The following is a 13523-nucleotide window of genomic DNA, read 5'->3' as shown; positions in this document are numbered from 1 at the left end:
GGCGGGGCTTCGCCCCGGGCGTAGGATTGTGGGATTGCTTCGAGCGGAGGTGAGCGGATGACCGAGACGGCACCCGCCTCCGCGTATGGGGCGACACCGCCGCAGAGTTCGTCTCTGCGGCGGCTTGTTCCGCGGATCTTCTCGCGCGCACCCTCGCGCGACGGGGTGGAACCACTGATCCGCACCGTTCGCACCCACCATCCCAAGGGCGACACGTCGGTCATCGAGCGCGCGTACCACGTCGCCGCCCAGGCCCATGCGACACAGAACCGTCAGAGCGGTGAGCCGTACATCACCCACCCGCTCGCGGTCGCGCAGATCCTTGCCGACCTCGGACTCGGTCCGCGCGCGATCGCGGCGGCGCTGCTTCACGACACCGTCGAAGACACCGACTACAGCCTCGACCAGCTGACGGCCGATTTCGGCGACGAGGTCGCGATGCTCGTCGACGGCGTCACGAAGCTCGACAAGGTCAAGTACGGCGATGCGGCGCAGGCCGAAACCGTGCGGAAGATGATCGTCGCGATGTCGAAAGACATTCGCGTGCTCCTCATCAAGCTCGCCGACCGCCTCCACAACGCGCGCACGTGGGGCTTCGTCCCGCCCGAGAAGGCGGCGAAGAAGGCCACCGAGACCCTGGAGATCTACGCTCCGCTCGCGCACCGCCTCGGCATCCAGGCGGTCAAGAGCGAACTCGAGGACCTCTCCTTCGCGGTGATGCATCCGAAGCTCTATGCCGAGATCGATTCGCTCGTCAAGCAGCGGACTCCGCAGCGCGAGGAGTACGTCCACACCGTCATCGACGCGGTCGAGTCGGACCTGCGTGAACTCCGCATCCGCGGGCGCGTGATGGGGCGGCCGAAGCAGCTGTACTCGGTGTACCAGAAGATGGTCGTCCGCGGGCGCGAGTTCGACGACATCTACGACCTGATCGGCATCCGGGTGCTCGTCGGCACGGTACGGGACTGCTACGCCGTGCTGGGATCGATCCACGCGCGCTGGACACCGATCCCGGGACGCTTCAAGGACTACATCGCGACGCCCAAGTTCAATCTCTACCAGTCGCTGCACACGACCGTGATCGGCCCGGGTGGGCGTACGGTCGAGATCCAGATCCGCACCAACGAGATGCACCAGCAGGCCGAGTACGGCGTCGCGGCGCACTGGAAGTACAAGGAGCGGATGGCGGGGAAGACCCCCGACGCGAAGTCGGTCGACGCCGACATGGCGTGGCTCGCCCACATCTCCGACTGGCAGGCCGAGACGGCCGACCCGGGGGAGTTCCTCGACTCGCTGCGCTTCGAGATCGGTGCGAAAGAGGTCTACGTCTTCACACCGAAGGGGCGCGTGATCGGTCTTCCGGCCGGAGGGACGCCGGTCGACTTCGCCTACGCCGTGCACACCGAGGTCGGCCACCGCACGATGGGCGCGAAGGTCAACGGACGCCTCGTTCCGCTCGAGACGCCGTTGAACTCCGGCGACGTCGTCGAGGTGTTCACGTCGAAGAACCCCGATGCCGGGCCCAGCCAGGACTGGTTGACGTTCGTGAAGTCGACCCGCGCGCGCAGCAAGATCCGCGGATGGTTCACGAAGGAGCGTCGCGAAGAGGCTGTCGAGCAGGGCAAGGATGCCATCGCACGGGCGATGCGGCGCCAGAACCTGCCCCTGCAGCGCCTCATGAACCAGGACTCGTTCACCGAGGTGGCGCACCAGCTGCGCTACGAGGACGTCACGGCCCTCTACGCCGCTGTTGGAGAAGGCCACGTTTCCACGCAGTCGGTCATCGAGAAGGTGACCGCACTCGTGAGCACCGAGGAGGACACCTCCACCGGGCCGATCGAGATCCCGCACGTCGGCCGCTCGCGCGCGCCGCGCGGCGGCGACTCGGGCGTGCTCGTGCGCGGGGCGCCGGACATCCTCGTGAAGCTTGCGAAGTGCTGCACGCCTGTCCCCGGTGACGAGATCGTCGGGTTCGTCACGCGCGGAAGCGGCGTCTCGGTGCATCGCGCGGACTGCACGAACGTGAAGTCGCTGCTCGGCGACCCGGAGCGGATGATCGAGGTGTCCTGGGCTCCGACCACGAAGAGCGTCTTCCTCGTGCAGATCCAGGTCGAGGCGCTCGACCGCTCGGGGCTGCTCAGCGACATCACTCGCGTTCTCAGCGAGCATCACGTCAACATCCTCTCCGCATCGGTCCAGACGACGAATGACCGGCTGGCGCTCAGTCGCTACGTGTTCGAGATGGGCGACATCGTTCACCTCGACCGCGTGCTCAACGCGGTGCGCCGCATCGACGCCGTCTACGACGTCTACCGCGTCACCTCTTCCTGAGTCCGGCCGGGTCGGGATCCGCTGCCTGCGCCGTCCGCGCCGCACGTATGCGCCGGCGGAGTTCGGTCATCGCGGGTCTCTTGAAACGCAGTCCCTGTGATCGGGTGAGGACATCGAGTGCCTCGTGCGCGAGGCCGGGGCGAACGGCGAGCATCGCCTCGATCGGTGCGTCGATGTCGTCGCCGGCAGCCCGTTCCGGTCTCAGCCGGACGAGGTCCGCGAGGGTGCGCGCCGGACTGGTGATCCAGACGCCGCCGATGCAGTCGAGATCGTCGGCCGAGATCGGCTGCTCCCGACACTCCACGCGCACGTCGAGAGTGGGGCGACCGCGCACTCCTGCTCGGCGCTGCAGAGTGTGCCGCGAGGGCGGCTCTGCCTGGGCGCCGTACACCCAGGCGGCGCTCAGTCGGGTCACGGCGAGGGCGCTCGGTACGCATCCGGCGAGTGACGCCGCTCGCAGCTCGCGTGTTTCGACGGCATCTGCCGGCATGTAGGCGTCGCCGATCTCGACGACATCGCCGTCGAGACGCGCGCACGCGAGTTCCGCCAGCGACAGGCGATCGCCGGCGAAGTAGAGGAAAGGCCACGACATGTCGGGCATCGTGTCACGGCGAGCGGAGAAGAGAGGGCCGGTTCCCCGCATCTGTGGATGGATGGGGGAAACCGGCCCTGTGTGGAGGATTCGACCTCGCTCAGCCGCCGAGGGCCTTGAGCCACCCCTTGCGGGCCTCGAGGGCTTCCGTCGCGCGTGCGATCGCCGACTTGTCCTTCGAGGCTTTCGCCTTCTCGAGGTCGGCTTCCAGCCCGGCGATCGCGTCGCGCAACTGGCTCGTCATGTCGTTCTGTCGGGCCTTGGTCTCCGGGTTGTTGGCCTTCCAGTCGGCCTCCTCCCGGGACTTCAGGCCCTGCTCGATCTTGCGGAGGTCATCGTCGAGCGCGCGCTCGGCTTCGCGTGGGAAGATTCGACCGATCTCGTCCCAGCGGCGCTGGATGCCGGTCAGAAGGGTCCGCGCTTTGGCGTTGTCTTTCTCTTCGGGCACCGCGGCGGCCTCTACGAGCAAGGCGCGCTTGGCCTCGATCTTCTCCTTGGATGCCTCGGCATCGGCCTGCTCGCGGCCCGCGCGGGCTGCGTACAGCGCGTCGCCGGCAGCCTTGAACCGCGCCCAGAGTGCGTCGTCGGCCTTCTTGCCGGCGCGGCCCGAGGTCTTCCACTGGTCGAGGAGCGAGCGGTAGTCGCCAATCGCGTCCTCGCCGCGCGATACGAGGGCCTCGGCTCGGTCGACGAGACGCGCCTTGGTGTCGCGCGCCGACTTGTGCTGCTCGTCGAGTCCGGCATAGAACTCGCGACGGTGCTTGTCGAGGGTGGCGCGGGCGTCGCGGAATCGCTTCCAGAGCTGTTGGCCGGTGTTCTTCGGCAGGCGGGGCCCGGTGGCCTGATGAGCCTGCCACTGCTCGAAGAGTGCGGTGACCTCCTGCGACGTCTGCTTCCACTGGATCGACTTGGGGTCACGGGCGGCGATCGCTTCGATGCTCTCGACGAGCCTCGTGCGCTCCGCGACCGCGGCGTCGACGGCTTCGCGCTGCGCCTGCGCCTCCTCGGCGGAGGCCTCCGAAAGCGTCGACTCCAGCGCGTCCAGTCGCGTCAGGAGGGCAGCGAGGTCGCCGACGGCGGCCGCGCCGACGACGCGCTCGCGCACGGTCGCCGATGTCGAGCGGAGGTCGGACGCGGAGGCGCCACCGGAGCGATGCCGCGTCTCGAGGAGCGTTACCTCGCCGGCGAGGTCGACGTACTTGCGCTCGAAGTAGGCGAGGGCCTCGGCGGGGGTGCCGTCGGGATACTGGCCCACGACTCGCCACTCGGCTCCCTCGCGCACCGACACGGTGCCGTCGTCGTCGACGCGCCCGAACGGCTCGGCGGCCGAGGCCGTCGGCGCGGGCGCGACAGCGGGGCGGGTCGCGGGCGGCCGCGGCACGGGGATCCGTGCAGGCGTGGGTACGGGAGCGGGCGTCGGGACCTCGGGGGTCTCGTCGGCCGGAGTTTCGGTGGCGTCAGTCACAGATAGCACCTCGTCGCGGCGCACGCCGCATGGGGGTTTCGGTCGGCTCACAGCCTATACGGCACGCGCCGCCGACAGGAGGGACAGGTCAGGGGGCGGTCGGCGTGGGCGACGGCGTGGCGCCGCCCGGGGCGGGTGAGTCCGACGGCTGCGGCGCCCCAGGTATGGTCGGCTCGGGCGTCGGCGTCGCGCTTGGCGAAGGCGTGGGGGTCGGTGCTCCGGGGCCCGCCGTGTAGTACAGAGTCTGACCGCCGACGATCGCCAGGATCAGGATGCCGCCGGCGAGACCGGCGACGAGGTTGTCGCGTCGCCGACGCGCGATCAGGCCGTCGTGGAACTCCTGGCGCGCGCGGTACAGCCGCGTGCGCTCCTTCGCTTCGCGCGATTGCTTCTTGCCTGCACCCGTCGCCACTCCGAACCTCCCTCAGATCCCGATGAGCCGGGCCGTACGCATCCTAACCGGTGGTGCGAGGGCGACCGGTGCCGGCGACACCCCGGTGTCTCAGGCGGCGACTAGCCTGGACGGATGGCTTCGGCATCCGCTCTCTTCCAGGGTCAGACCCCGTTGGCGGTCCGGATGCGGCCGACCTCGCTCGAAGAGGTCGCCGGACAGTCCCACCTGCTTCGCCCCGGCTCGCCACTCGTGGCGCTTGCGGATGCAGCGCAGGGCGCGGCGGGCGCCGTATCGGTGATCCTGTGGGGCCCGCCCGGAACGGGCAAGACGACGCTCGCGCAGGCGATCGCGCGGACCTCCGGACGCCGGTTCGTCGAGCTCTCCGCCGTGACCGCCGGGGTCAAGGACGTGCGCGAGGTCATGCAGGAGGCGCTCGACCAGCGCGATCTGTACGGCGCCTCGACGATCCTCTTCCTCGACGAGATCCACCGGTTCACGAAGGCCCAGCAGGACGCGCTCCTGCCCGGAGTCGAGAACGGCTGGGTGATCCTCATCGCCGCGACGACCGAGAACCCGTCGTTCTCGGTGATCTCGCCGCTGCTGTCACGCTCGCTCCTGCTGACGCTCAAGCCGCTCACCGATGACGACCTCGCGATGCTCGTCGAGCGCGCCGTCGCGGATCCCCGTGGACTCGACGGCGCCGTCGAGCTTTCGCCCGAGGCGCGGACAGCGCTCGTGCAACTCGCGTCGGGAGACGCGCGGCGCGCGCTCACGTCGCTCGAGGCCGCGGCCGCCGTCGCGGGCGAGTCCGGCACGATCACAGCCGATCACGTCGCTCAGGCCGTCGACCGGGCGCTCCTGCGCTACGACCGCCAGGGCGATGAGCACTACGACGTCATCAGCGCCTTCATCAAGTCCATCCGTGGATCCGATGCGGATGCCGCGATGCACTACCTCGCCCGCATGATCGAGGCGGGGGAGGACCCGCGCTTCATCGCGCGCCGGCTCGTCATTTCGGCATCCGAGGACATCGGCCTCGCCGATCCGCAGGCGCTCGTGATCGCCGTCGCCGCAGCGGACGCCGTGGCGTTCATCGGCATGCCGGAGGGGCGCATCCCCCTTGCCGAGGCGACCGCGTACCTCGCGACGACCGCGAAGTCGAACGCGGCCTACCTCGCGATCGATCAGGCCATCGCGGACGTGCGCGCCGGCGGGATCGGCAGGGTGCCTGTGCACTTGCGCGACGCGCACTACCCCGGTGCCAAGCGGCTCGGGCACGGCAAGGGCTATGTCTACCCGCACGACCTCGACGTCGGTGTCGCGACCCAGCAGTATTTGCCCGACGAGCTGCGCGGCCGGCGGTATTACGAGCCGACCGGGCGGGGTCTCGAGCGTGACATCGCGGCGCGGGTCGAGAAGATCCGCAAGATCCTGGGGGACTGATGAGCACCTTCGACCCCGCGGCCCCTTGGCAGCGCCTCGGCCAGGCACCCGGATACCGGGGATACGTCACGGTGCGGCGAGACACCTATCGACTGCCCGACGGCACCGAATCGGACTGGGACGTCCTCGAGCAGGCCGACACGGTCGCCGTCGTCGCATTCACGCAGCGCGGCACGGTCCTGCTGTTCGAGCAGTTCCGCGTCGGCCCCGCGCGAACGCTGGGCGAGCTCCCCGGAGGTCTCATCGATCCCGGCGAGGATGCCGTCGCCGCCGCGGCGCGCGAGCTGGAAGAGGAGACCGGATTCCGCGCGGGCGTGCTCGTCCACGCGGGTTCGGAGTGGGCGGGAGCGAACTCGACGCGCCGCAAGCACATCGTCGGCGCCGCGGACTGTCGCCGCGTCGCTGCGCCGCGCTGGGAGACGGGCGAAACCGGTCGCGTACGAGAGATCGGTGCGGGCGAGCTCGTGCCGCATCTGCTCGGCGGAGACCTGAGCGATGCAGGCGCCGCGATGCGGGCGCTGCACGCCTTCGCGCGCTCCGAGGTCGACGACGGCCTCGCTCCTCTGCGGGCGCGCGTCCGTGGGCTCCTCGCGGGCCACCCGGAAGATCCCGCGGACGAGTTCGCCTCTTTCTGGGCCGAGGTCGATCTGACGGATGCCGCAGCCGCGCACCGGGCGCTCGAGGCGATACTCGGGTATCGCGACGATGCACGCGCGGCATACGAGCGCGCCTCGCTGCACGACTCCCTCGGCGAGGAGGCGGCGGCCGTGCCGCTGTACCGCGCAGCCCTCGCGGGCGATCTGGACGAGGGACTGCGAACGCAAGCCACGATCCAGCTCGCGAGCTCGTTGCGCAACGTGGGCGATGCGTCAGGCGCGATCACGCTCCTGCAGGCGGTGCCGGCATCCGACCCGCTGTACGACTCGGCTCGCGCCTTCTTGGCGCTCGCGCTCTTCTCCGACGGAAAACCTGCACCCGCACTCCGCGAGGCCCTGCAGACGCTCGCGCCGCACCTGCCGCGCTACCAGCGCGCCGTGCGCGCGTACGCCGACGAGCTGCGGACGCCCGACCGCGTGCGTGTCATCGCTGTCGGCCTGCTCGTCCAGGACGTATGGGTGCTGGGGGAGGAGTATGCCGGGTCCGAGGCGAGTGGACCCTTCCTGCGCCTCCCGGGAGGAGGCGTCGAGTTCGGTGAGCGCGCCGACGATGCCGTCCGGCGCGAGTTCGCGGAGGAGCTCGGTGTGACCCTCGACGATGCGCACCTGCTCGGCATCATCGAGAACATCTTCGATCGGCCGGCGAAGCGCGGGCACGAGATCGTCTACGTCTACGGCATCCGTTGCGCGGAACTCGAGGCGCTGCCGCGGGACGGGCGCCTGCCTGTCCGGGACGCGGACACGACGGTCGGCTGGTATCGAATCGACACACTGGCCATGCCGCTGCACCCGGATGTGGCTCGCTGGATCGGGTGATGCCGGCACACGCCCGCGCGTCCCGCGGGCACCGGCTCGACGGATCTCGCCGTCTGATAGGCTTGATCGGCTCGAAACCGGAGTTTTCGGGCATCCCCCTCTTCTGACGAAGATCCCTCGGCATGCCCCGGCGTGCAGTCCGAGTGGAGCGAAGAGCGGGAGATACGTCCGTGAGCCGTGACAGACACGGCCGCGTCATCAGAAGGAGAGCTTCGTGGCAACGAAGTCCCAGGACCGCCGCAAGGTGCGCCTCTCGCGCGCTCTCGGCGTCGCCCTCACCCCCAAGGCCGCCCGCTACCTCGAGAAGCGTCCCTACGCTCCCGGTGAGCACGGCCGCACTAAGCGCAAGCAGGACAGCGACTTCGCGGTCCGCCTGCGCGAGAAGCAGCGTCTGCGCGAGCAGTACGGCATCCGCGAGAAGCAGATGCGCAACACGTTCAACGAGGCCCGCCGCAAGGACGGCCTGACCGGTGAGAACCTCGTCGAGCTGCTCGAGATGCGTCTCGACGCTCTCGTGCTGCGTGCCGGCTTCGCCCGCACCACGGCGCAGGCTCGTCAGCTCGTCGTGCACCGTCACATCCTCGTCGACGGCCAGCTCGTCGACCGTCCGTCGTTCCGCGTGAAGCCGGGCCAGCTCATCCACGTCAAGCCCAAGAGCGAGGCTCTCGAGCCGTTCCAGGTCGCGGCCGCCGGCGGCCACGCCGAGGTGCTGCCGAACGTTCCGGCCTACCTCGAGGTCGAGCTCGACAAGCTGCAGGCGAAGCTCGCGCGTCGCCCCAAGCGCGCCGAGGTGCCCGTCACGTGTGACGTGCAGCTCGTCGTCGAGTACTACGCCGCCCGGTAATCCCGGTCCGCATACGCTCGAAGGGCGTCGGGGTCTCCCCGGCGCCCTTCGTCGTTTGCACCTAACATGGACAGCATGAAGAGCGTGCTGTGGTTCATCCTGGGTCTTGCGGGGGGCTTCGTGGCCGCTCACATCATCGACAAGGATCCGCGCGGCCACGATGCTCTCGCCGAGGTCGACGCGCGGATCACCGAGTTCACCGACCGGATCGGCGAGGCGTACCGCGCGCAGGAGGCGAAGATCGACGGCATCGCCGCGTCGGTCAAGGACGCCGCCGCTCAGATCGCCGACTGACCCGACCTTCCCTCCGCCACGCGCCCGAGCGCGTGCGCTCACGGACTTGCTTGCCCGAGGAACACATATGAAGACCGCCGAGATCGCGCAGCGCTACCTGAACTACTTCGAGAAGAACGGTCACACGATCGTGCCCTCGGCGTCCCTCGTCTCGCCCGACCCGGCGCTGTTGTTCGTCATCGCCGGGATGGTGCCGTTCATTCCGTACCTGTCGGGCGACGTACCCGCACCGTATCCGCGCGCCGCGGACAACCAGAAGTGCATCCGCACGAATGACATCGATGAGGTCGGAAAGACCCCCCGCCACGGCACGTTCTTCCAGATGCTCGGCAACTGGTCGTTCGGCGACTACTTCAAGGAGGGGGCGATCCGCTACGCGTGGGAGCTGCTGACGTCCCCCGAGGCAGACGGCGGTCTCGGCTTCGACCCGAAGGATCTCTGGGTCACCGTCTACGAAGAGGATGACGAGGCGCACGACCTCTGGCGCGAGATCGCGGGGCTCCCGGAGGAGCGGATCCAGCGCCTCGGCAAGGACACGAACTACTGGTCGACGGGGCTGCCGGGCCCCGCGGGCCCGTGCTCGGAGATCTTCTTCGATCGTGGGCCGGCGTACGGGATCGACGGGGGACCTGCGACCGACGACGACCGTTACGTCGAGATCTGGAACCTCGTGTTCATGCAGTACGAGATCACCGATGTGAAGAGCAAGTACGACTTCACGATCGTCGGTGAGCTGCCGGCGAAGAACGTCGACACCGGCATGGGCCTCGAGCGCATCGCCTTCCTCAAGCAGGGCGTCGACAACATGTACGAGACCGACCAGGTGCGTCCGGTGCTCGACAAGGCGGTGGAGCTCTCCGGCAAGACGTACGGTGCGAATCACGAGGACGACGTGCGTTTCCGCGTCGTCGCCGATCACGTGCGCTCCTCGCTCATGCTGATGAGCGACGGGGTGACCCCCTCGAACGAGGGGCGCGGCTACATCCTCCGCCGCCTCATGCGCCGCGTCATCCGTGCGATGCGCCTGCTCGGCGTCGACGGGCCGACGTTCGCCGAACTCTTCGCGACGTCGCGGGATGCCATGAAGGACGCCTACCCGGAGGTCGCGACCGACTACGCGCGCATTTCGCAGTACGCGCTCGCGGAGGAGGCGACCTTCCTGCGCACGCTCGCAGCGGGCTCGGAGAACCTCGATGCCTCGATCGCGGCGGCGAAGGCGTCGGGGGCGACCGGAATCGGCGGCGCGGAGGCCTTCCTGCTGCACGACACATACGGCTTCCCGATCGATCTGACGCTCGAGATCGCCGAAGAAGCCGGGCTCACGGTGGACCGCGGCGCGTTCGACACGCTCATGTCCGAGCAGCGCGCCCGGGCGAAAGCGGACGCCCGCTCGCGGAAGCGTCAGCTCGCCGACACGAGCGTCTACCGCGATCTGCGCGCCAAGGGCGAGACCGTCTTCACGGGCTACACCGACCTCGAGACGGAGTCGACCGTCCTCGGCATCCTCGCCGAGGGTCACCCCGTCGCGAGCGCCGGCGCGGGACAGATCGTCGAGGTCATCCTCGCCGAGACCGCCCTGTACGCCGAGAGCGGCGGTCAGGTGGCCGATAAGGGCGTCATCGTCGGGCCGGGCTACGAGCTCGAGGTGCTCGACGTGCAGCGACCCGTCCCGGGTCTCGTGAGCCACACCGTGGAGGTGACGACCGGTGAGGTCGCCGTCGACCAGCCCGCGACGACGGTCGTGGATGCCGCGAACCGCCGCGCCGCGCAGCAGGCGCATTCCGCGACGCACCTCGTGCACGCGGCGCTGCGCGACACGCTCGGCAAGACCGCCACGCAGGCCGGTTCCCTCAACCGCGCCGGTTACCTGCGCTTCGACTTCACGTGGGGGCAGGCGCTCTCGGATGCGACGAAGACGGAGATCGAGGAGATCGCCAACAACGCCGTCCGCGACAACCTCGAGGTGACGACGCGCGTGCTGTCGCTCGACGAGGCGAAGGCGGCGGGCGCGATGGCACTGTTCGGCGAGAAGTACGGCGAGACCGTGCGGATGGTCGACATCGGGGGCCCCTGGTCGCGCGAGCTCTGCGGCGGCACGCACGTCGGGTCCAGCGCGGAGGTCGGGCTCGTGAGCCTCGTCGGCGAATCGTCGGTCGGCGCCTCGAACCGTCGAGTCGAGGCCCTGGTCGGTCTCGATGCCTTCCGCGAGCTGGCCGCGGAGCGCGCGATCGTTTCGCAGCTGACGTCGTCGCTCAAGACGCCCAAGGACCAGCTCGCCAGTAAGATCGCCGAACTCTCAGCGAGCCTCAAGTCGGCCGAGAAGCGCATCGCGCAATTCGAGGCGAAGGCTCTCGAGGGGCGCATCCCGGCCCTCGCCGGCGCGGCGAGCGCGGTGGGACCGTTCCGGGTGGTGGCCGAGACGCTCGGCGCCGCAGCATCCGGCGACGACGTGCGCGCGCTCGCTCTGCAGGTGCGCGAACGCGTCGGCGCTGGTGCGGTCGTCGCGCTCGGCGCCGAGGTGGCAGGGCGCCCGGTCGTCATCGTCGCGACCGATGACGTCGCGCGCGGGGCCGGCGCGAAGGCCGGCGCTCTCGCAAAGGTCGCGGCCGCGGCGCTCGGCGGTGGCGGCGGCGGGCGTGACGATGTCGCCCAGGGCGGTGGAACGGACACGGGGGCGCTGGCGGATGCGCTGAGCGCCGTTCGGCGCGCGCTGGAGGCGGCGACCGCGTGAGCGGGTTCCGCCGCGGTGTGCGGCTCGGAATCGATGTGGGCACAGCCCGCGTCGGCGTCGCGCGATGCGATCGCGACGGGCTCCTGGCGGTGCCCGTGGAGACCGTGCCGCGCAACGAGGCATCCATCCAGCGCATCGCAGATCTTGCGACCGAGTTCGAAGCGTTCGAGCTTCTCGTCGGGCTCCCGGTGAGTCTGTCGGGCGGGGAGACCGCGTCGACGGAGGACGCGCGGGACTTCGCCGCCGAGCTCGCCGCCACAACAGGAGCGCCCGTGCGCCTCGTGGACGAGCGGCTGAGCACAGTGACGGCACACGCCGCGATGCGCGATGCCGGGAGATCCCAGAAATCTTCTCGTAGGATTATCGACCAGGTCGCCGCGGTGGTGCTGCTCCAGCACGCCATCGACGTCGAGAAGAGCACCGGTACCCCGGCCGGTGCCCTGCTTCCCGGATCGCAGGAGAGCCCCTGATGCCCGACACCCCGCCGAACGACGATCCGTTCGCGGACCTCTTCACGAAGCTTCCCACGCCCGCGTCGACGCCGTCTGCGGCGCCGGCCCCCCGCTCGCAGGCGCCGTCGGCCGCCGCGCCGGGCAGTCGACGCGCCGCGCGCGAAGCGGCGGAGGCAGGGCACACCGAGGGGGATGGCGCTTCTGCGAGTGCTCCGGCGGCGCCCGTCGCGTCGGCGCCGGCCGGACAGCGCAGCCCCGCGGTGACGGCGTCCGGCAGCCTCGGCGATGAGCCGGAGCCTGCGGTCGATCCCGTACCCGTCGCCGCGGCGCGTGCGACTCAGGGCGTCGAAGCGCTCTTCGCCGCGGACGCGCATGACGCCGATGACCGCGCCCGCATCGAACGCCACCAGCGCGACCGGCGCAAGAGCCGCATCGCCGGCTGGGTCGTGTTCGCGGTGATCCTCGCGATCCTCGGCGGCATCGTCGGCGGCGGCTTCTCCGTCTGGACGACGTATGAGGACAAGATCCGCGCGTTCATGGGTTGGGAGGAGCCGAAGGACTACGAGGACGGCATCGCCGAAGGCGAGGTCAGCGTGACCGTCGTCTCGGGCGACACCGGCTCGTCGATTTCCACGACCCTCTTCCAGTCGGGGGTCACGAAGACCGACAGTGCGTTCTACGACTACCTCATCAAGACCGCGCAGAACCCGACGTTCCAGCCCGGTGTGTACACGCTCAAGCAGAAGATGTCGTCTGCCGCCGCGCTGACCGCTCTGAAGGACCCGGCGAACCGGCGCGAGAACACCGCGCAGCTCCCCGAGGGACTCACTCTCGAGTCCACGCTCGCGCGCGTCGCCGACGGCACGGGCACGCCGCTCGCCGACCTCGAGGCTGCTGTCGCGGACCCGTCCGTGTACGGCGTCGCCGCGTCATCGCTCGAGGGGTGGCTGTTCCCCGCCACGTACACGTTCGACCCGGGAACCACGGCGCAGCAGATGATCCAGACGATGGTGGATCGCACGGTGCAGTCGCTGGATGCCGCGGGCGTGCCGGTCGACCAGCGTGAGCGCATCCTCACGATCGCCTCGATCATCCAGCGGGAGGCGCGGTTCACCCAGGACTTCTACAAGGTGTCGCGCGTGATCGAGAACCGTCTCGACCCGGACAACGAGGAGACCCACGGCCTCCTGCAGATGGACTCGACGGCGCAGTACGGATTCAACGAGATCAACAAGGGAACCGTGAGCTCGTCGGCCGAGGCGCTCGAGAGCGACAACCCCTGGAACACGTATCTGCACCCCGGCCTCCCCATCGGTCCGATCGCGAATCCGGGAGACGTCGCGATCGATGCCGCGATGCATCCCGCCGACGGACCGTGGCTCTACTTCGTGACCGTCAATCTCGACACCGGCGAGACCGTGTTCTCGACGACGTATGCCGAGCACGAGAAGGCTGTCGCGCAGTGGCAGGAGTGGTGCTCGGCCAATGACAGCGACGACTGCTGA

General features: G+C 69.5%; 11 protein-coding genes. 8 read left to right on the top strand and 3 right to left on the bottom strand.

Annotation, left to right across the window (positions count from 1 at the left end; translation table 11 throughout):
• The first annotated feature begins 57 nt into the window (after positions 1-57).
• The gene (locus tag WFI52_RS06920; RefSeq protein WP_336626273.1) at positions 58-2331 is read left to right on the top strand and encodes a RelA/SpoT family protein; all 2274 of its coding nucleotides are present in this window, start codon (positions 58-60) and stop codon (positions 2329-2331) included.
• On the opposite strand, the gene WFI52_RS06915 is transcribed toward WFI52_RS06920, so the two are convergent.
• The 3 genes from WFI52_RS06915 to WFI52_RS06905 form a co-directional block, all read right to left on the bottom strand.
• Positions 2318-2923 (bottom strand): SAM-dependent methyltransferase, encoded by a 606-nt coding sequence (locus tag WFI52_RS06915; RefSeq protein WP_336626272.1) that lies wholly within the window; start codon positions 2921-2923, stop codon positions 2318-2320. The two genes, WFI52_RS06920 and WFI52_RS06915, sit on opposite strands and share 14 nt — an antisense overlap.
• 100 nt (positions 2924-3023) lie before the next feature.
• A complete protein-coding gene (locus WFI52_RS06910; RefSeq protein WP_336626271.1) occupies positions 3024-4388 on the bottom strand; it encodes a DUF349 domain-containing protein in 1365 nt (454 codons plus the stop codon).
• Between the two features lie 88 nt (positions 4389-4476).
• Positions 4477-4800 carry a dioxygenase gene (locus WFI52_RS06905; protein WP_336626270.1) on the bottom strand — a complete coding sequence of 108 codons (324 nt, stop codon included), beginning with the start codon at positions 4798-4800 and terminating at the stop codon, positions 4477-4479.
• Positions 4801-4914: 114 nt separating this feature from the next.
• Between WFI52_RS06905 and WFI52_RS06900 the strand changes: the two genes are divergently transcribed.
• The 7 genes from WFI52_RS06900 to mltG all read left to right on the top strand — a co-directional run bounded on the left by WFI52_RS06900 (position 4915) and on the right by mltG (position 13523).
• On the top strand, positions 4915-6225 hold the full coding sequence (locus WFI52_RS06900; RefSeq protein ID WP_336626269.1) for a replication-associated recombination protein A: 1311 nt from the start codon (positions 4915-4917) through the stop codon (positions 6223-6225).
• Complete coding sequence (locus WFI52_RS06895; RefSeq protein ID WP_336626268.1) at positions 6225-7697, top strand: tetratricopeptide repeat protein; 1473 nt, start codon at positions 6225-6227, stop codon at positions 7695-7697. The genes WFI52_RS06900 and WFI52_RS06895 overlap by 1 nt, the downstream gene beginning before the upstream one ends.
• A gap of 214 nt (positions 7698-7911) precedes the next feature.
• Positions 7912-8541: a 30S ribosomal protein S4 gene (gene rpsD / locus WFI52_RS06890; protein ID WP_292861510.1), complete on the top strand. Its 630-nt coding sequence runs from the start codon at positions 7912-7914 to the stop codon at positions 8539-8541.
• Between the two features lie 75 nt (positions 8542-8616).
• Entirely contained in the window at positions 8617-8835 is a 219-nt protein-coding gene (locus WFI52_RS06885; RefSeq protein ID WP_336626267.1) for an ATPase, read from the top strand.
• 67 nt (positions 8836-8902) lie between these two features.
• Complete coding sequence (alaS, locus tag WFI52_RS06880) at positions 8903-11566, top strand: alanine--tRNA ligase (protein WP_336626266.1); 2664 nt, start codon at positions 8903-8905, stop codon at positions 11564-11566.
• A complete protein-coding gene (gene ruvX, locus WFI52_RS06875) occupies positions 11563-12036 on the top strand; it encodes a Holliday junction resolvase RuvX (protein ID WP_336626265.1) in 474 nt (157 codons plus the stop codon). The genes alaS and ruvX overlap by 4 nt, the downstream gene beginning before the upstream one ends.
• Entirely contained in the window at positions 12036-13523 is a 1488-nt protein-coding gene (gene mltG / locus WFI52_RS06870) for an endolytic transglycosylase MltG (RefSeq protein WP_336626264.1), read from the top strand. The genes ruvX and mltG overlap by 1 nt, the downstream gene beginning before the upstream one ends.

The sequence above is a fragment of the Microbacterium sp. MMO-20 genome, from assembly GCF_037147735.1.
Lineage (GTDB): Bacteria > Actinomycetota > Actinomycetes > Actinomycetales > Microbacteriaceae > Microbacterium.
This window is presented reverse-complemented; position numbering and strand designations above follow the sequence as displayed.